The 17,167-nt window shown below is 68.5% G+C and carries 14 protein-coding genes; 1 reads left to right on the top strand and 13 read right to left on the bottom strand.

Annotated features, from left to right (window positions below):
- Positions 1-62: 62 nt before the first annotated feature.
- Positions 63-314 carry a hypothetical protein gene (locus HYZ11_11725; GenBank protein ID MBI3128266.1) on the bottom strand — a complete coding sequence of 84 codons (252 nt, stop codon included), beginning with the start codon at positions 312-314 and terminating at the stop codon, positions 63-65.
- A gap of 41 nt (positions 315-355) precedes the next feature.
- Between HYZ11_11725 and HYZ11_11720 the strand changes: the two genes are divergently transcribed.
- Positions 356-1,111 (top strand): class I SAM-dependent methyltransferase, encoded by a 756-nt coding sequence (locus tag HYZ11_11720; GenBank protein ID MBI3128265.1) that lies wholly within the window; start codon positions 356-358, stop codon positions 1,109-1,111.
- A gap of 201 nt (positions 1,112-1,312) precedes the next feature.
- Here HYZ11_11720 and HYZ11_11715 read toward each other — a convergent pair whose 3' ends face one another.
- The 12 genes from HYZ11_11715 to mfd form a co-directional block, all read right to left on the bottom strand.
- The gene (locus HYZ11_11715; protein ID MBI3128264.1) at positions 1,313-1,711 is read right to left on the bottom strand and encodes a DUF3465 domain-containing protein; all 399 of its coding nucleotides are present in this window, start codon (positions 1,709-1,711) and stop codon (positions 1,313-1,315) included.
- Positions 1,712-1,759: 48 nt separating this feature from the next.
- Positions 1,760-5,017 (bottom strand): carbamoyl-phosphate synthase large subunit, encoded by a 3,258-nt coding sequence (carB, locus tag HYZ11_11710; GenBank protein ID MBI3128263.1) that lies wholly within the window; start codon positions 5,015-5,017, stop codon positions 1,760-1,762.
- Positions 5,018-5,249: 232 nt separating this feature from the next.
- Positions 5,250-5,546 carry an isoamylase early set domain-containing protein gene (locus tag HYZ11_11705; protein ID MBI3128262.1) on the bottom strand — a complete coding sequence of 99 codons (297 nt, stop codon included), beginning with the start codon at positions 5,544-5,546 and terminating at the stop codon, positions 5,250-5,252.
- Between the two features lie 170 nt (positions 5,547-5,716).
- Positions 5,717-6,586, bottom strand: coding sequence for a hypothetical protein (locus HYZ11_11700; GenBank protein ID MBI3128261.1), 870 nt, complete (start codon positions 6,584-6,586; stop codon positions 5,717-5,719).
- An 8-nt stretch (positions 6,587-6,594) separates the two neighbouring features.
- Positions 6,595-7,686, bottom strand: coding sequence for a glutamine-hydrolyzing carbamoyl-phosphate synthase small subunit (carA, locus tag HYZ11_11695; protein ID MBI3128260.1), 1,092 nt, complete (start codon positions 7,684-7,686; stop codon positions 6,595-6,597).
- An 11-nt stretch (positions 7,687-7,697) separates the two neighbouring features.
- Positions 7,698-9,017 carry a dihydroorotase gene (locus tag HYZ11_11690; protein MBI3128259.1) on the bottom strand — a complete coding sequence of 440 codons (1,320 nt, stop codon included), beginning with the start codon at positions 9,015-9,017 and terminating at the stop codon, positions 7,698-7,700.
- Positions 9,001-10,023, bottom strand: a complete 1,023-nt coding sequence (locus HYZ11_11685) for an aspartate carbamoyltransferase catalytic subunit (GenBank protein MBI3128258.1) — start codon at positions 10,021-10,023, stop codon at positions 9,001-9,003. Before HYZ11_11685 ends, HYZ11_11690 begins: the two co-directional genes overlap by 17 nt.
- The gene (gene pyrR, locus HYZ11_11680) at positions 10,020-10,604 is read right to left on the bottom strand and encodes a bifunctional pyr operon transcriptional regulator/uracil phosphoribosyltransferase PyrR (GenBank protein ID MBI3128257.1); all 585 of its coding nucleotides are present in this window, start codon (positions 10,602-10,604) and stop codon (positions 10,020-10,022) included. Before pyrR ends, HYZ11_11685 begins: the two co-directional genes overlap by 4 nt.
- A 276-nt stretch (positions 10,605-10,880) precedes the next feature.
- Entirely contained in the window at positions 10,881-11,195 is a 315-nt protein-coding gene (locus HYZ11_11675) for an RNA-binding S4 domain-containing protein (GenBank protein ID MBI3128256.1), read from the bottom strand.
- 8 nt (positions 11,196-11,203) lie between these two features.
- Positions 11,204-12,667: a peptidylprolyl isomerase gene (locus HYZ11_11670; protein MBI3128255.1), complete on the bottom strand. Its 1,464-nt coding sequence runs from the start codon at positions 12,665-12,667 to the stop codon at positions 11,204-11,206.
- Entirely contained in the window at positions 12,651-13,604 is a 954-nt protein-coding gene (locus HYZ11_11665; GenBank protein MBI3128254.1) for a peptidyl-prolyl cis-trans isomerase, read from the bottom strand. The genes HYZ11_11670 and HYZ11_11665 overlap by 17 nt, the downstream gene beginning before the upstream one ends.
- Positions 13,601-17,098: a transcription-repair coupling factor gene (gene mfd / locus HYZ11_11660; GenBank protein MBI3128253.1), complete on the bottom strand. Its 3,498-nt coding sequence runs from the start codon at positions 17,096-17,098 to the stop codon at positions 13,601-13,603. The genes HYZ11_11665 and mfd overlap by 4 nt, the downstream gene beginning before the upstream one ends.
- Positions 17,099-17,167 lie beyond the last annotated feature (69 nt).

Here is a 17,167-nt window from a genome sequence, read left to right as displayed (position 1 = left end):
CGGGCGGAATCCAACTGTGCAGGTCAGATTACGCCCGGCGCGGCAAAAGTCAATGGAGACGCTCAGCTTCCCTTCCTGGCGTGGCGCTCGGCGCATTCCTCGCCGCAGAAGAGGAGCTTCTGCCCGCCCACCCGCCTGGAGACGCCGTAGCTCACCGGGAAATACGACCCGCACTCCGGGCAGGGGCTCATGACGTCGTCCACGCCCTCCCCCGGCGACTCCCGGGCGGGCCGCCTCGCCGCGCCGAGCAACCCCCGCACCCCGGCGTAGACGGCCCAGACGAGCAGAAGGTACAAGATGGATCTCAGCAACATGCCTCCTCCCCCCGGGACCCCCGGCCCGCCCGGAGACCTCCATGGCACCAGACGCCGCACCATGGTACGCCTCCGGCTTCGATGAGCACTACCCCCTCATGCAGACCTTCGAGGAGGCCTGGACGGAGGTCCAGGCGGCTTCGGTGGAGGTCCTGCTGGACCTCCCGCCCGGGGCCCGCATCCTCGACCTGTGCTGCGGCTACGGGCGCCACAGCCGGGCCTGGGGGCGGAACGGCCACTGGACGGCGGGGCTCGACCTCAGCGCCCCCCTCCTCAGGCGGGCCCGCGACGAAGAGCCCGGGGGCCGGTGGGCGCGCGGCGACATGCGCCGGCTCCCCTTCGCGGCGGGCGCCTTCGACGCCGCCGCCATCTTGTTCAGCTCCTTCGGCTACTTCGATACCCGGGCCGAGGACCTGGCCTCTCTCCAGGAGATCCACCGCATCCTCCGGCCCGGAGGGGGCGTCTACCTCGAGCTGCGCAACCCGGACCATCTCCGGCACCACGTCCCCCCGGACGACGCGGTGACCATCCAGGGGGTATGGGTGGCCGAGTCGAGCCGCATCGCCCCCTCCTCCGAGGGCGACCGCTACGAGATCCGCCGCCACATTCGCGCCCCCGGTCAGCCCGAGCGCCGTTACTTCTACTCTATGCGCCTTTACCGGCCCGGGGAAATTCGGGACGCCCTCCTGGCGGCGGGCTTCGCGGACATCGCCCTCTACGGAGATTTCCAGGGCTCTCCCGCCTCCCCGGCCCTCTCGCGGCTCATCGCCACGGCGCAAAAGGCGGGAGATCCCTGATTCCTTCTCCGCCTCACCCATTGCTGTAGGGGCGTATTGCAATACGCCCCTACAATGTCCCCCGCGCTTTATCTCGAATGGCCCCGCGTTTCACCCTCCCCCTGCCCCCTCCCGGAGGGAGGGGGAACACCGAGGCACACCGAAACCTCTCGTCTACCAGCGTCCGAATGAGGAAATCTTCAACGAACGAGAATCCTTTCCTTACCGGTACACCTCCCCCTTGTGCCTGATCCACCCGCCCTCGCGCCGGCCCTTGGGGTCGCGGTGGGTCCAGTGGATGACCCCGCCGCGCTTGTTCCACTCATAGCGGCCGTAGACCTCCACCTCGTCCCCCTTCCCGGCCGGGACGCGCGGGGCCACGGTGATGTTGTGGGAGACGAGCACCGTCAGGCCGTCCGCGAGGCGGAGGACGAAGCGCTGGTGGCGCTGGCCCTCCAGGTCGTCGCGGAGGAGCCGGCTCACCACCCCCCGCGCCCTCAGCCAGACACCCGAGCGGTGCCCCTCGAAGGCCCCACGGACGGAGAGGCCCGGCCGGGCCGGGGCCTCGGCCGGCGGCGGCGCGGCGGAGGCGGCCCCGGAGGCCGGGCTCCCGGCGCCCAGCCCGAGGAGGGCGAGGGCCGCGAGGAGGCCGAGCGCGCGGCGCACGGGCTAGCACTCCGGCGGGGCGGGCCGCGCCCGGAGGCTCCGGTGGTAGTCCTGGAGGGGCCGGACGGAGCGCGTAGCCTCCTTCAGCGCCCGGATGGAGCGCGCGGCGGCGTGGGCGGCCTCCAGGGTGGTGCAGTAGAAGACGTTGCGGATGAGGGAGGTGCGGCGGATGGAGTAGCTGTCTTTCTTGGACTGCCGCCCGCCGGTCGTGTTCAGCACGAAGTCGACCTCGCCCCCCTCGATGAGGTCGACCGTGTTGGGCCGGAGGCCGTCCGTCACCTTGTGCACGAAATCCGCCTCGATGCCGTTCGCGAGGAGGGTTTTGCGCGTCCCCTCGGTGGCCACGAGCCCGAACCCGAGTTCCACAAGCGACTGGGCGATGGGCACCACGGCCGCCTTGTCCTCGTCCCGCACCGAGAGGAAGGCCTTCCCCCCCGTCGGGACCCGCGAGCCCGCCCCCTCCTGCGCCTTGAGGAAGGCGGTGGGGAAATCCGCGCCCAGGCCCATCACCTCGCCGGTGGACTTCATCTCCGGGCCCAGGATGACGTCCACGTTCGAGAACTTCTTGAAGGGGAAGACCGCCTCCTTCACCCCGTAGTGGCGGATCTCGCGCTCCTCGACCCCAAGCTCGTCCAGCTTCGCCCCCGCCATCACCCGGGCCGCCACCTTGGCGAAGGGGATGCCGACCACCTTGCTCACGTAGGGCACGGTGCGGCTCGCCCGGGGGTTCACCTCCAGGATGAAGACCTGGCGGCGGTGGACCGCGAACTGCACGTTGGTGAGCCCCACCACCCCCAGCGCCTTGGCGAGGATGCGCACCTGGCGCTTCATCTCGTCCACCACGGCCGGGCCCAGGGTGTAGGGAGGGAGCGAGCAGGCGGAGTCCCCGCTGTGGATGCCAGCCTCCTCGATGTGCTCCATCACCCCGGCGATCACCACCCGTTCGCCGTCCGATACGGCGTCCACGTCCACCTCGACCGCATCCTGGAGGAAATGATCGATGAGCACCGGCCGCTCGGCCGAGGCCTTGACCGCCTCGCTCATGTACTCGGCCAGCTCCTGGGGGTCGTGCACCAGGGCCATCGCCCGGCCCCCGAGCACGTAGCTCGGCCGAACCAGGATGGGGTAGCGGATGGCCTCCGCGATCTTGAGGGCGGCCTCCGCATTGGTGGCCGTGCCCGAGGGGGGCTGGGTGAGGTGGAGCTTCCGCAGGAGGGCGCTGAAGAGCTCGCGGTCCTCCGTGAGGTCGATGCTCTCGGGCGAGGTGCCGAGGATGGGCACCCCCGCCTCCTTGAGCGGGATGGCGAGCTTGAGCGGGGTCTGCCCTCCGAACTGGACGATGACGCCCATCGGCTTCTCGCGGTGGACGATCTCCAGCACGTCCTCCAGGGTAAGGGGCTCGAAGTAGAGCCGGTCGCTCGTGTCGTAGTCGGTGCTCACCGTCTCGGGGTTGCAGTTGACCATGATGGCCTCGTAGCCGGCCTCCGAGAGGGCCATCACCCCGTGGACGCAGCAGTAGTCGAACTCGATCCCCTGCCCGATGCGGTTGGGCCCCCCGCCCAGGATGATGATCTTCTCCCGGCCGGTGGGGGGCGCCTCGTCCTCCTCCTCGTAGGTCGAGTAGAGGTACGGCGTGTGGGCCTCGAACTCGGCGGCGCAGGTGTCCACCTGCTTGTAGACCGGCCGGACGCCCAGCCGCCAGCGCGCTTCGCGGATGTCTTTCTCGCTCACCCCCTGGCGCTGGGCCAGGTCGCGGTCCGAGAAGCCGTTCTCCTTGAGGAGGCGCAGCCGGGCGGCGTCCGAGAGCAGCCCCGGCGCCCCCGCCTCGGCCTCTAGGTCCACCAGCTCCTTGATGTGGCAGAGAAACCAGGGGTCGATGCCCGAGGCCTCATAGATCTCCAGGACGGAGAAGCCCTCCCGCAGCGCCCGCGCCACCGCCCAGAGGCGGTCCGGGCCCGGCACCCGCAGCGTGTCCGCGATGAGCTGGCGCTTCAGGTCGGCGCAGAGCCCCGCGTACTTGTCCGGCTCGGGGTCGGCCAGCCCGTGGCGGTCGATCTCCATCGAGCGCACCGCCTTCATCAGGGCCTCGCGGAAGGTGCGCCCGATGGCCATGGCCTCCCCCACCGAGCGCATCTGGGTGTCGAGGATGGGGGGCGTCTCGGGGAACTTCTCGAAGGTGAAGCGCGGGAACTTGACCACCACGTAGTCGATCGAGGGCTCGAAGGAGGCCGGGGTCATGCGGGTGATGTCGTTCGGGATCTCGTCCAGGGTGAGCCCCACGGCGAGCTTGGCCGCGATCTTGGCGATGGGGAAGCCCGTGGCCTTGCTCGCCAGGGCCGAGCTGCGCGAGACGCGCGGGTTCATCTCGATGACCACCATCCGCCCGTCCCGGGGATTCACCCCGAACTGGATGTTCGAGCCCCCGCACTCCACCCCCACTTTGCGGATGCAGGCGATGGCGGCGTCCCGCATGGCCTGGTACTCGCGGTCCGAGAGGGTCTGGGCCGGGGCCACGGTGATGGAGTCCCCCGTGTGGATGCCCATGGGGTCCAGGTTCTCGATGGAGCAGATGATGGAGACGTTGTCCTTCAGGTCCCGCATCACCTCGAGCTCGAACTCCTTCCAGCCGAGGACGCTCTCTTCCAGCAGCACCTGCTTGACCGGGCTCTCGGCGAGCGCCCAGGCGATCTTCTCCCCGAACTCCCCCTCCGAGCGGGCGATGGCGCCCCCGCTCCCCCCCAGGGTGAAGGCCGGCCGCAGGATGACCGGGAAGCCGACGCGCCGGGCCGCCGCCCAGCCCTCCTCCGCCGTGCGCACCACCTCGCTCCGGGGGAGGTCGAGGCCGATCTCGGCCATCGCGTGCTTGAAGAGCTCGCGGTCCTCGGCGCACTTGATGGCCGGGAGCTTGGCCCCGATGAGCTCGACCCCGAACTCCTCCAAGACCCCCGCCTCGGCCAGCTCCACGGCGGTGTTGAGCCCCGTCTGCCCGCCCATCGTCGGGAGCAGCGCGTCCGGGCGCTCCTTCTCGATGATCTGGCGCACCACATCCGCCGTGATGGGCTCGACGTAGGTGGCCTCGGCCGTCTCGGGGTCGGTCATGATGGTGGCCGGGTTCGAGTTCACCAGGACGACCTGGTAGCCCTCCTCCCGCAGCGCCTTGCAGGCCTGGGTGCCCGAGTAGTCGAACTCGCAGGCCTGCCCGATGACGATGGGCCCCGAGCCGATGATGAGGATTTTCCGGATGTCCGCGCGCCTGGGCATGGGGGGCTACAATTTCCTTTTCGCTCGATGGATGAGAGGAACTGTCATTCCGAGCGCAGTGAGAAATCTGCTTCTTTTTTCATCCCTGAACAACGAAAAGCAGATTCTTCGCTCCCTCCGGTCGCTCAGAATGACATCATGGAACCGACCCTACGGATAATGGGTCCGAGCACCTATCTTGTAGGGGCGAGGCATGCCTCGCCCCTACGGACGATGCCGCGCCTGTCGCCCCTCACGTCACCACCACGCAGTTCTCGCCGCCGAAGCCGTTGGGCTCGCGGGCGTCGGCCTCCGGCTCGTCGAGCCAGATGCCCTTCCCGGTGATGTAGCGGAAGGCGTAGCGCCGGCCCGCCTCCAGCGTGATCGCCGCGCTGTAGGCCTGGTTCGCCCGCCGCACCAGCGGCGTCTTGTTGGGCTCCCAGCCGTTGAAGTCCCCCACGACCGAGACCTTCCCGTGCGGCTGGTCCTTCGGCAGGACGAACGTCACCCGCACCTTCCCGCTCCCCTTCACCCTCTCTTTGCGTATCATGGCGGCGCTTCCTCTGGCCGGTTATCGAGCGGCGGCGAAAAGCTGACTCATAAGTTCAATCTCCCCTCCCGGGAGAACCATCGTCCCATCCCTGTTAAGCCGCCCCGGCCACCGCGGCGAATCCCGGACTCGCCGCGGCCCTCCCGTGGGCGGGGACGACTATAAAACTCCTAAGATTGGAACCACATCGTAATAATTGGCTCGACATCTTGCCAAATAGCCTGAAGACCGGAATATAGTTTCACCATCTCATTCAGCCTTCCCAAGAGAGCGCTGACCACCGCTCCCTTGCGGGATTCTTTCGGCTCTTTTGCTTGCTGGCTTAGCTCACTCGTCAATTCAACAATTTCGCGCTTCTGCGCAGTTTCCAGGGGAGACCGATCTATCGCCTCAATCAACTTCTTGAAAGCTTCCGCGACTTCCTCAGCACCACTTTGATTCAGAGCAGTGACATTTCCTTCAATCTGACCATACATACCGCCAAAATTCACAATGCCCGCCTGCGAAATATTGATACTATGAGATTCCATGTGAATCTCCTGTCGTACTCCAATTCCAAGTGCAGCTTTCTTACCTACCAGGGCAATCCTCTCAATCAAGCGAGCAATAATCGGAGAGACGTTTTTTTTCAAATGGTCTTCGTAGGAAAAATCATGCTGGTATTTTCGTTTATCCAGCTGCCCACGTTGTTTCACCCATTCCTGCTCAATTAATCCGACTGAGTGCCCCGAGAAACGAACAAGAAATTCCTTGTCGGAATCAAAACTAACTTGTCTTGCATAATCGAGCCCAACCGTGAAAACATATTCCGCAAGCGCTCGTATATCCTCAACGCATACATTCAAAATTGCATGACAACACATGCTCGATTGCAATACTCCTCTTCCATTGAAATTACTCACAATGCCGCCAATTTTTTGTTCTCTGCTCACTTCCATCTCATTACTTCGGTGCCTAAACTCTACCTGAATCACTTCAAGCAAATCTTCAATACGTTTGAGGTGGGATTCGCGCTTCAATCTTTCTTCGGATTCAGCCATCTCCCCCCTCACTCCCCCACGCAGAACGCATAAAACGTATCGAACAAATGCCTTGCATCATGTGGGCCTGGACTTGCCTCGGGGTGGTACTGGACCGAGAAGACGGCGGGGTCCTCCGAGCGCAGGCCCTCGCAGGTCCCGTCGTTGAGGCTCAGGTGGGTGACGAGGGCGCCGTCCGGGAGGCTCCCGGGGTCCACGGCGAAGGAGTGGTTTTGCGAGGTGATGTCCACTCCGCGGCCCTTCACGTCCTGGACGGGGTGGTTCGCGCCGTGGTGGCCGAACTTGAGCTTGTAGGTCTTGCCGCCCAGGGCCTGGGCGAGGATTTGGTGGCCGAGGCAGATGCCCACGATGGGCACCCGGCCGAGCATGTCCCGGACGTTCTTCACGATGTAGCCCAGCGCCGCCGGGTCGCCCGGGCCGTTCGAGAGGAAGACGGCGGCGGGCCGGCGCCCGAGCACGGCGTCCGCCGTCTCGGCGGCGGGCACCACCTCGAGGTCGAAGCGGCGGGAGAGCTCCTCGAAGATCTGGCGCTTGGCCCCGAAGTCGTAGGCCACGCACAGCGGCCGCCCGCGCCGCTCGCCCCAGGGGTGGGGCTTCTCGCAGGTGACGTCCCGCACCAGGTCGCGGCCGTCGAGGCCGGGGCTGGCCTTGGCCCGGGCGGCGAGCTTCTTCTCGTCCGGCTCCGCCGAGGAGAGGACGGCCTTCAAGGCCCCCTTCTCCCGCAGGTGGCGGGTGAGCGCCCGGGTGTCGATGCCCTCGATGCCCGGCACCCCCTGGGCCTTCAAGTGGGAGTCCAAGTCCCCGCGCGAGCGGAAGTTGCTCGGCACCCGGCAGGCCTCCTTCACGATGAAGGCCTCGACCCACACCCGGCGGGACTCGTCGTCCCCCGGGATGATCCCGTAGTTCCCGATGTGGGGGCAGGTCATGGCCACCATCTGGCCCCGGTAGGAGGGGTCGGTCAGCACCTCCTGGTAGCCGGTGAGGGCGGTGTTGAAGACCACCTCCCCCTCGGCCTCTTTTTCCGCGCCGAAGGCCCGGCCCCGGAAGCAGCGGCCGTCCTCCAGGGCCAGGAGGGCGGGCCGGGCGCGGTCCGGCCGCATCCAGATGCCCATCAGGCCACCCGTTCGGGGGCGAAGATCTGCGTGACGCCGGCGATGCGGTTCATGCGCATCTCCCCGTTCACCACGGTGGCCACGGCGCAGCCCTTGAGCTTCCAGCCGCCGAAGGGGGTGTTCCGCCCCCGGCTCTCGAAGGCCTCGGGGTTCACCTTGGTGTCGCGCTCCGGGTCGAGCAGGGTCACGTCCGCCGGGGCGCCCTCGGCCAGGGTGCCCAGCTTGAGGCCCAGCGCCTTCGCCGGGCCCACCGTGAACTTGGAGATGAGCTCCGGCAGCGTCAGCACCCCCCGGTGGTAGAGGCGGTCGAGGGCGAGGGGCACCGCCGTCTCCAGCCCCACGACCCCGAAGGGCACCTCGTCGAACTCGACCTGCAGATCCGCCTCGTAGTGGGGGGCGTGGTCCGAGGCGATGACCTCGATGGTGCCGTCCCGGAGCCCTTCGAGGAGGGCCTGGCGGTCCTCCTCCTCGCGCAGGGGGGGCGCCATCTTGGCCGAGGCGTCGAAGCCCTGCAGGGCCTCGTGCGTGAGGGTGAAGTGGTGGGGGGTGACCTCCCCCGTCACCCGCACGCCTCGCTTCTTGGCCTCCCGGATGAGGGCCACCGCCCCCCGCGAGGAGAGGTGCAGGATGTGGACCCTGGCGCGGGTCAGCTCGGCCAGGCGGATGTCGCGGTAGACGCAGATGTCCTCGCTCGCGGCCGGGTTCCCGGAGAGCCCGAGGAGGGTCGAAATCTTCCCCTCGTGCATCACCTTCCCCTGGGAGAGGGAGCGGTCCTCGGCGTGGTCGAGGACGGGGGCGCCGAGCATCCCGGCGTAGTCGAGGGCGGCGCGCATGAGGGCCGCGCTGCGAACGGGCACCCCGTCGTCGCTGAAGGCCACCGCGCCCGCCGCCAGCTGCTCGGCCATCTCGGTCAGGGCCTCGCCCTTCAGGCCCACCGAGACGGCCCCGATGGGGTGCACCCGGCAGGCGCCCGCCTCCCGGGCGCGCTTCAGGATGCGCTCGGTGATGGAGCTCGTGTCGTTCACCGGGTCGGTGTTGGCCATGCAGGCCACCGAGGTGAAGCCCCCCGCGGCGGCGGCCCGGGTGCCGCTCTCGATGTCTTCCTTGTACTCCTGGCCCGGCTCCCGGAAGTGGACGTGCATGTCGATGAAGCCCGGGGCCACGACGAGCCCCTTGGCGTTCAGCACCTCCGCCCCCTCGGGCGCGGCGAGGTCCTTCCCGCGCCGGGCGATGCGGCCCCCCTCGATGAGGAGATCCAGCGCCTCGTCCGTCCCCGAGGCCGGGTCGATGAGGCGGCCGCCTTTAACGAGCAAGGGCATCTTCGGTCCTCCCCGCGGGCGCGGCCTCGGGCTGGCCTCCCTCCTCGAGCCTCGGCGGCGAGACTGGGGGCTCGTCCGCCTTCCGGCCCGCCAGGAGGTAGAGGATGGCCATCCGGGAGGCCACCCCGTACTCCACCTGCTCCAGGATGACCGAGAATGGCCCGTCGGCCACGTCGGGGGACATCTCCACCCCGCGGTTGATGGGGCCCGGGTGCATGATGAGGAGGTTTCGCTTGGCGCCCTTGAGCCGCTTGCGGGTGAGGCCGTAGGTCGCGGCGTACTCGCGGTTGCCCGGGAAGGTGGTCCCGGCCCCGCGCTCGAGCTGGATGCGCAGGGCGATGGCCACGTCCGCGCCCTCGATGGCCTCATCGAGGCGGGTGGTCACCCGGGCGCCCAGGCACTCGGCCGCCGCCGGGAGCATGGGCGCGGGGCCGCAGATGGTGACGTTCGCCCCGAGCTTCAGGAGCCCCGCGATGTCGGAGCGGGCCACCCGGCTGTGGGCGATGTCCCCGATGATGGAGACGTTCAGCCCCTGGAAGTCCTTCTTGTGCTCCCGGATGGTGTAGAGGTCGAGGAGGGCCTGGGTGGGGTGCTCGTGGCAGCCGTCGCCCGCGTTCACCACCGAGCAGCGGAGCTCCCGGGACAGGTAGTGCGGGGCGCCCGAGGCGGAGTGCCGGACGACCAGCACGTCCGTCGCCATGGCCTCGATGTTTCGGGCGGTGTCGCGCAGGCTCTCACCCTTCTTGGCCGAGCTGGTCGAGGCGGAGAGATTGATGACGTCCGCCGAGAGGCGCTTGCCCGCGATCTCGAAGGAGGCACGGGTGCGCGTGCTCGCCTCGAAGAAGAGGTTGACGACGGTCTTGCCCCGCAGGGTGGGCACTTTCTTGATGTCGCGCTCGTTCACCTCGCGGAAGGAGTCGGTCTGGTCGAGCAGGAACAGGATCTCCCCCGCCGACAGCTCCCGGATGGAGAGCAGGTCCTTCCTCCGGTACGGTTCGGGAATCATGGCGTTTCCTCCGGGGCATGGCTGCGGGACGGGGTCCCGGGAACGGTTCCTTTAGCGCGCACGACGAGGGCGTCGCGGCCGTCGATCTCCTCCAGCAGCACCTTCACCTCGGTGCCCGGGAGGACGGAGAGGTTCTTGCCGATGAAGTCGGCCCGCACCGGCAGCTCGCGCTCCCCGCGGTCCGCCATGACGGCGAGGCGCACCCGCCGGGGACGGCCGAAGCTCACCAGGGCGGCCAGGGCGGCCCGGGTGGTGCGGCCGGTGTAGAGGACGTCGTCCACTAGGACGATCTCCCGGTCATGGCAGGAGAAGGGCAGGTCCGTCCGCTGGAGCTTGGCCCTGGCGCCGGCCTCGCGGTCCAGGTCGTCGCGGTAGAGGGTCACGTCCAGGGCCCCGACCGGCGGGAGGGTGCCGCTCAGGGCCTCGATGTCCCGGGCCAGGCGGCGGGCGATGTGGACCCCCCGCGTCCGCACCCCCACCAGGGCCAGGGGCGCCAGGTCCCCCGTCTGCTCGACGATCTCGTGGGCCAGCCGGCGGAGGGTGCGGCGGATCTGATCCGGACCCAGCTCCTCACGCTCCATGCGGGGCTCCTCCCGCCCAAAAGGGGCGCGGAGACAAAAAAAACCTCCATTCCATCCGGAACGGAGGCCGATAGGCGCGCGAATTCACAGCACAACACCGCACTGCGCGGTCCTCCTTGACCGCCTCACGGGACGGTCTTAAAGGGGGAGCCAACTCGAAATTTAGCGGTCTTCCAGGCGCTTTTCCGGGCTCACCCGCCCCATGCGCGCAAGCCCAGGATGCGCCCTATTGGAAAGAATGTATCAGCCCGGCCCGGGATCGGCAAGCGGAAATCGCTACGGCCGCCGGAGGAGGAAGTCCATCACGCCCCCCTCGGAGCCCCCCTCGTCCTCCTCGACCCGGGTTTCGCTCAGGATTTCATAGAGCTCGCGGGCCTCGGCGGGCCGGAGCTTCCGTTCGGTCAGGGCCGCCACCCGCACCCGGAGCTCCCGGCCCCCGATGCGAAGGTCCAGCTCGTCCCCCACCTGGACCGGGTGCGCGGCCTTGATCGGACGGCCCCCCAGGCGCACCCCGCCCGAGTCAGCCAGCTCCTTGGCGGCGGCGCGGCGCTTCACGAGGCGGCTCAGCGAGAGAAAGAGATCGAGCCGCACCGGGGCGCCTACTGGCCGATCTCCCGGGGGTCGGCCACGATGCTCCGCGTCTTCTCCACCTTGACCTCGAACTCCAGCCGGACGCGCTTGGAGTCCGTCTCGAGAGAGAGCTTCTTCACGTTCGGCTTGAGGGAGAACTCCTTGATGACGTCCGCGAAATGCACCCGGCCCAGATAGGCGTTCGGGAGGAGGTAGTTGTGCTCGAAGAAGAAGAGGCTGGCCGAGGGGTCCGGGTTCACGAACTCCCGCTGGGACTTTTCCAGCACCCCGATCTCGTCGGTGCCGACGAAGAGCTTGTCGTCCGTCTTGACCTTCTCGGACTTCCAGCGCGGGTCCTTCTGGTTGGCCCCGTAGGCCCAGAACAGCCGGTCCTTGCCCACCATCTCGTTCGAGCGCGCGAGGCGGACCCCGACGAGCTTGAAAGTCACCTGCTCCCGGACGTCGCGGAAGAGCGGATCGACGGTCGCCCCGGCGGAGACGGCCTGGACCTGCGGGTCGAAGTGAACCTCCAGGAAGGAGGCCCGCTTGAGCTCGGAGATCCACTCGCGGCGGCGCTTGGCGCGCTTCTCCTCGGCGAGCTGGTCGCGGATCTTGGACGACACGCTCTCCAGCGAAATGGCCTTGCCCCTCTTGATCTCCAGGAGCTTCACGATGTGGAAACCCGCCCGCGTCTTCATGGGCTGGCTCACCTCCCCCTCCTTGAGGGAGAAGATGATTGCCTCGAACTCGGGGAACACCTCGCCTTTCTTGATGAATCCCAGGTTCCCTCCCTGCGCGGCGGCCGGGTCCTGAGACACCTTCTTCGCGGTTTCCCCGAAATCGGCGCCCCCGCCGACTTCCTTGTGGGCGGCCGCCGCCTTCTGGCGCTGGGCCTCCACTTCGGGCTCGGGCATGCCCTCTTTCGTCGGGAAAAAGATCTGCTGAACGCGCCGCTCCTCCCCCTCGCGGTAGAGGTCGGGATTGGCCTTGTAATAAGCGGCGATCTCGTCATCGCTCACGGTCACGCGGAGGGCCACGTCCAGGCTCTCGACCTTGCGGACGAGGAGGCGCTCCCGCACCTTCTCCCGGTAGGTCTCCAGAGTCATGCCCTGGGAAGCGAGGTACTTCCGGAAATCCTGGGTGGTGAGCCGGTTGCGGTCCGTGACGGAGCTCACGGCCTGCTCCAGTTCCGACTCCCCCACCGTGACGCCCATGGATTTCGCCCGCCGGAGGATGAGCTTGTTCTCCACTAGGGCGTCGAGGCCCCTCAGCTCCATCTCGCGGCGGCGGCGCTCGAACTCCTCTCCCTTGTAGACTCTGGCGAGGTTGCTCACTTCCTCCTTCACCAGGTCCTGAAGCTCGCTGAGGGTGATGATCTCCTGGTCCACCTTGGCCACGATGCGCTCGATGGTGACGGGAGCGGCCGAGGCGGCCGTGGCGCAGCCGGCGAGGAAGGCGGCGCATAACGCAAAACACTTAGCCCAAGGGGACATGGTCCAGATTTCTCCAATGATAGCGGATAGAGGCCTTTTCCTTGAGGGAGGCGAGCCAACGCTCGATCTGCTCCCGGCCCTTCTGGGAAAGCAGCTCTCCCATGATTTCCTCGCGCACGGACTCCAGGGGCCGGATTCCGGCGGAGCGGCGCTCAGTCACTTGAAACAGATGATAGCCGGAGGGACTGCCCACCACCCGGCTAACCTCCCCTTCGTCCAGGTATTTAATCACGGCTTCGATGCTTTCCGGTAGCTCCCCCGATTCAAAAAATCCCAGGTCCCCCCCGCGCGCCCGCTCCGGCCCCTGGGATTCGCTCCGGGCGACCTGCTCGAAGGAAGCGCCCTGGAGGAGCCTGGCGCGCAGTTTTTCGGCCGCCTCCTCGGTCCCAGCGACGATTTGCCTCACCCGCCACCGCCGCCCCACCCGGAAGCGCTCCCGGTTCCGGGCGTAATAAGCCCTCACCTCCTCCTCCGAGGCGCTGAGCTTGGAATAGATCTCCCGCCCCAGGAGCTGCTCAATCTCCAGCGTCTCCCGGACGGTCTGGACCCACTTCTCCCGGTCGATCTTGTCCTCCCGGAGCACGGCGTCAAAGCCCTCCGGGCCGTACTGGCGGGCGACGGCCTCCACATACGCGCGCACCTGGCCCTCGTCCACGTGCTCCCCGCTCTCCCGGAAGCGCTGGAGCATGAGGCGGCGCTCGACCATCTGCTCGAGCAGGCTCCGGAGCGCCTCCCCCCTCCGCTGGGCGGAGGAGAGCATGTGCTTTCCGTCCGCCATGAGCGCCGCCCTGAGATCGCCCACCGTGATGGGCTCCCCGTTCACCTCGGCCAAAAGCTCGCCGAAAAGGGCGGCGCCGGGCGAGGAATCCTCGCCGCAGCCCGCGGGGCCGAATGAGAGAAGGGCGGCCAGCAACCCGGCGGCGAGAGGACGGCTCATCCTTCTTCCTCCTCCTCCTCTCCCGCCGGGACCGTCACCCCGCCGGCCTCCTCCCCGGGCTCCTCGGGCGCGCACGCCTCGAACGCCTCGAGCAGACGCGCCAGCCGCTGGAAATCCTCCTCCCAGGGGCCCGTCAACGCGCAGCGGAAGCTGTGGGAGCCGGTGAAGGTGATGCCGGGCGTCTCCAGGAAGACCGCCGATATCTCGTAGTCTCCCGGAAAAGTCTCGAAATGCGCCTCCCGCCCCCGGACGTGCAGGCCCTTCACGCCGCAGCGGCGGCAGCGGATGCGGAGTTCGGCGAGCTGCAGCAGGCGCTGCGCCCGCTGCGGGAGCGGGCCGAAGCGGTCGGCGAGCTCACGCTCCATTTCTCCGATTTCCCGGGGCGCGGCGGCGGCGGCCACGCGGCGGTAGATCTCCAGGCGCTCGACCTGGGCGGGCACCCAAGCGGGCGGGATGGAGCCCGCCACCGGAAGGATCATGTCCGGCTCCCGCCGCTCGACCGCATGGCCCTTTGATTCCTGGATCACCTCCTCAAGCAGGCGGCAGTACATCTCGAAGCCCACCGCCGCGATGTGCCCCGACTGCCGGTGCCCCAGGAGGTGGCCCGAGCCCCGGATCTCGAGGTCCCGCATGGCGAGCTTGAAACCCGCCCCCAGCTCGCTCAACTCCTCCAGCGCCTGGAGGCGCTCCCGCGCCTCCTGCGTCAGGGCCTCGGCCCCCGGCACGAGCAGGTAGGCGTGGGCCTGGAAGCGGTCCCGGCCCACCCGGCCCCGGAGCTGGTAGAGCTGCGCCATGCCGAAGGTCTCTGCGCGGTTGACAATGATGGTGTTGACGGTGGGAATGTCGAGCCCGCTCTCGATGATGGTGGTGCAGAGGAGGATGTCGGCCTTGCGCGACACGAAATCCTCCATCACCTGCTCCAGCTCCCGCTCCTTCATCTGCCCGTGGGCGACGAGGATGCGGGCGCCGGGCGCAACCTCCCGGATGAACCGGGCCATCGCCGGCAGGCTGCCCACCCGGTTGTGCACGAAAAAGACCTGCCCGCCGCGGTCGAGCTCCCGGCGGATGGCGTCCCCCACCACCTTCTCGCCGAACCGGGCGATGTAGGTGCGCGGGGCCAGCCGGTGGCGCGGCGGCGTCTCGATGACGCTCAGGTCGCGCGTGCCCGAGAGGGCGAGCTGAAGGGTGCGGGGGATGGGGGTGGCCGTCATGCTGAGGACGTCCACGTCGACTTTGAGCTTTTTCAGCCGCTCCTTGTGCGTGACGCCGAAGCGGTGCTCCTCGTCCACGATGAGCAGGCCCAGGTCCTTGAACGAGACGTCGTCCTGCAGGAGGCGGTGGGTGCCGATGACGACGTCCACCTCCCCCGCCGCCAGGCGCCGGGCCACATCGGCCTGCTCCTTCCGGCTTCGGAAGCGGGAGAGCATCTCGACCTTGACCGGCAGCGGGCCAAAGCGCTCCTTGAACCGGTCCCAGTGCTGGTGCGCCAGCAAGGTGGTGGGGACCACCAGGGCCACCTGCTTGCCGCAGGAGACGGCGCGGGCCGCGGCGCGCAGCGCCACCTCGGTCTTCCCGTAGCCCACGTCCCCGCAGATGAGGCGGTCCATCGGGCGGGGCCGCTCCATGTCGGCCAGCACGTCGCGGATGGCCTGTTCCTGGTCCGGGGTCTCCTCGTACTGGAACCCGGCCGCCATCTCGCGGTCCCAGGCGCCGTCCTGGGCGAAGGAGAAGCCGGCCGCCGCGCCGCGCTCGGCGTAGAGGCGCACCAGATCGCGGGCGATGGCCTGGAGGGCCTTCTTGACACTCTTCTTCGTCTTGTCCCACCGGGAGCCGTCCAAGCGGTCGAGCGGCGGCGCCTCCCCGCCGCGGTAGATGTGAACCTTATCCACGTCGTCCATCGGGACGTAGAGGCGGTCGCCCCCGGCGTAGGCCAGGGTGAGGAATTCGTCCTCCCCCTCGGCGTGCTCGATGATCTGGGTTCCCAGGTAGCGGCCCAAGCCGTGGTCCACGTGCACCAGGCAGTCGTTCACCTTGAGATCGCGCAGGCCCTCCCCGGGGCGTCCCCGGCCGGCGCGGCGGCGCATCCCGCCCAACGAGGTGATGAGCAGGTCCTCGGAGCGGAAGAAGACGCGCTTCTCGTCCGGCAGCCGGAAGCTCGAGGTGAGGCGACCCTCGGCGATGGCGAGCCCGCCCTTCTCCTCGAGGAGCGGGGCGCCCGGCGGAAGCAGGGGCACCTCCACCTCCCGCTCCCGCAGCAGGGCCTGGAGGCGGAGCGCCTGGGTGCGCTCCTCCGCCGCGAGGAGGATGCGATCCCCCGCCTTCCGCCAAGAGCCGATCTGCTCCATGAAGGCGTCCAGCCGCCCCCGGATGGGGGAGAGCCGCTCCGCCGCGAGCATGTCCGCGGGCCGGGAGGCGCCGGTGCCGTCCAGGCCGAGCGGATCGAGCTCCGCCCGGGGCCAGAGGGAGAGAGCTTCCTCCGCCTCCTGCGGGCGCAGCCACAGGAGCCCAGGGTCAAAGCCGATCAGCCCGCGCTCCTGGGCCAGGGCGGCCTCCTCCTCGAGGTCCTCCCACATCTTCCTCCCCGCCGCGGCGATCGAGTCCGGATCGTGAAGCAGCCAGACGGCGTCGCCCGGCACCGCGTCGAAGACGGAGCTCATCCCATCCACGAAGAAGGGCGAGAGACCCTCGATGCCCGGGAAGTGACCCTCGACTTCCAGGAGGCGGAGCATCCGCTCGACCCGGCTGGCGAGGCCGGGGTCCGCGGCCGACGCCCGCCGCAGCCCCTCCGCCCCGCGCCCGCGCTCCTCTTCCGACAGAAGGAGCTCCCGCGCCGGGAAGACGCGCATCTCCTTCCGCGTGCGCAGCGTCCGCTGAGTCTGGGGGTTGAACTCGCGGAGGGAGTCCACCTCGTCCCCCTTGAGGTCCACCCGGACGGGGCGGGCCTCCTGGGGCGGGAAGAAGTCCACGATGCCGCCGCGCACGGCATACTCCCCCGGGGACTCCACCACCGAGCGGCGCTGGTACATCAAGCTCTCCAGCGCCGCCAGGAAGGCCTCGCGGTCGACCTCGGCGCCCTCCCGAAGGAAGACGGCGCGCTCCCGGAAGCGGCCCAGGGAGGGGAGCCTGCCCGCGAGAGCCTCGGGGGTCGTCAGCACAACGCCGCCCCGGCCGCTCAGGAGGAAGTCGAGCGCCCCCATGCGCTCCCCCACCACCTCGCTCGAGGGTGAGAGCCGGGCGTAGGGGTACACGTCCCAGGCCGGGAACATGAACACCGGCGGGCGTCCATCCGGCCCTTCCGTGCCGAGAAAGAAGCGGAGGTTCTGCCCCACCTGCCCCAGGCGCCTGGCGTCCGCCTCGACGTAGATCAGGGGCGCGGAAAGCTTGGGCAGGAGCCGCGCGAGCCACCAGGCGCAGGACGCCTCGTCGCTCCCCCGCAGGCGGATGCGGCGGCTGCCCTCAGGGCGTGAGATGAAGGAGAGAAGCGATTCGATCATGAGCCAAGCATCCGTTCAGGGCGTCCCGGGGGACGATCGCGGCGTTCGCTTCGGATGAGAGGGCCGTTC

The sequence above is a fragment of the Candidatus Tectomicrobia bacterium genome, assembly GCA_016192135.1.
Lineage (GTDB): Bacteria > UBA8248 > UBA8248 > UBA8248 > UBA8248 > 2-12-FULL-69-37.
Note: the sequence above shows the minus strand (reverse complement) of the source record. Positions and strands in the feature narration are given on the sequence as shown.

What these genes read in the sequence shown, in the direction of transcription:
- carB (MBI3128263.1), bottom strand. Translation starts at nt 5,017, where the DNA reads ATGCCCAGGCGCGCGGACATCCGGAAAATCCTCATCATCGGCTCGGGG.
- pyrR (MBI3128257.1), bottom strand. Translation starts at nt 10,604, where the DNA reads ATGGAGCGTGAGGAGCTGGGTCCGGATCAGATCCGCCGCACCCTCCGC.
- HYZ11_11725 (MBI3128266.1), bottom strand. Translation starts at nt 314, where the DNA reads ATGTTGCTGAGATCCATCTTGTACCTTCTGCTCGTCTGGGCCGTCTAC.
- carA (MBI3128260.1), bottom strand. Translation starts at nt 7,686, where the DNA reads ATGCGGCCGGACCGCGCCCGGCCCGCCCTCCTGGCCCTGGAGGACGGC.
- HYZ11_11665 (MBI3128254.1), bottom strand. Translation starts at nt 13,604, where the DNA reads ATGAGCCGTCCTCTCGCCGCCGGGTTGCTGGCCGCCCTTCTCTCATTC.
- HYZ11_11700 (MBI3128261.1), bottom strand. Translation starts at nt 6,586, where the DNA reads ATGGCTGAATCCGAAGAAAGATTGAAGCGCGAATCCCACCTCAAACGT.
- HYZ11_11685 (MBI3128258.1), bottom strand. Translation starts at nt 10,023, where the DNA reads ATGATTCCCGAACCGTACCGGAGGAAGGACCTGCTCTCCATCCGGGAG.
- HYZ11_11720 (MBI3128265.1), top strand. Translation starts at nt 356, where the DNA reads ATGGCACCAGACGCCGCACCATGGTACGCCTCCGGCTTCGATGAGCAC.
- HYZ11_11690 (MBI3128259.1), bottom strand. Translation starts at nt 9,017, where the DNA reads ATGCCCTTGCTCGTTAAAGGCGGCCGCCTCATCGACCCGGCCTCGGGG.
- HYZ11_11670 (MBI3128255.1), bottom strand. Translation starts at nt 12,667, where the DNA reads ATGTCCCCTTGGGCTAAGTGTTTTGCGTTATGCGCCGCCTTCCTCGCC.
- mfd (MBI3128253.1), bottom strand. Translation starts at nt 17,098, where the DNA reads ATGATCGAATCGCTTCTCTCCTTCATCTCACGCCCTGAGGGCAGCCGC.
- HYZ11_11705 (MBI3128262.1), bottom strand. Translation starts at nt 5,546, where the DNA reads ATGATACGCAAAGAGAGGGTGAAGGGGAGCGGGAAGGTGCGGGTGACG.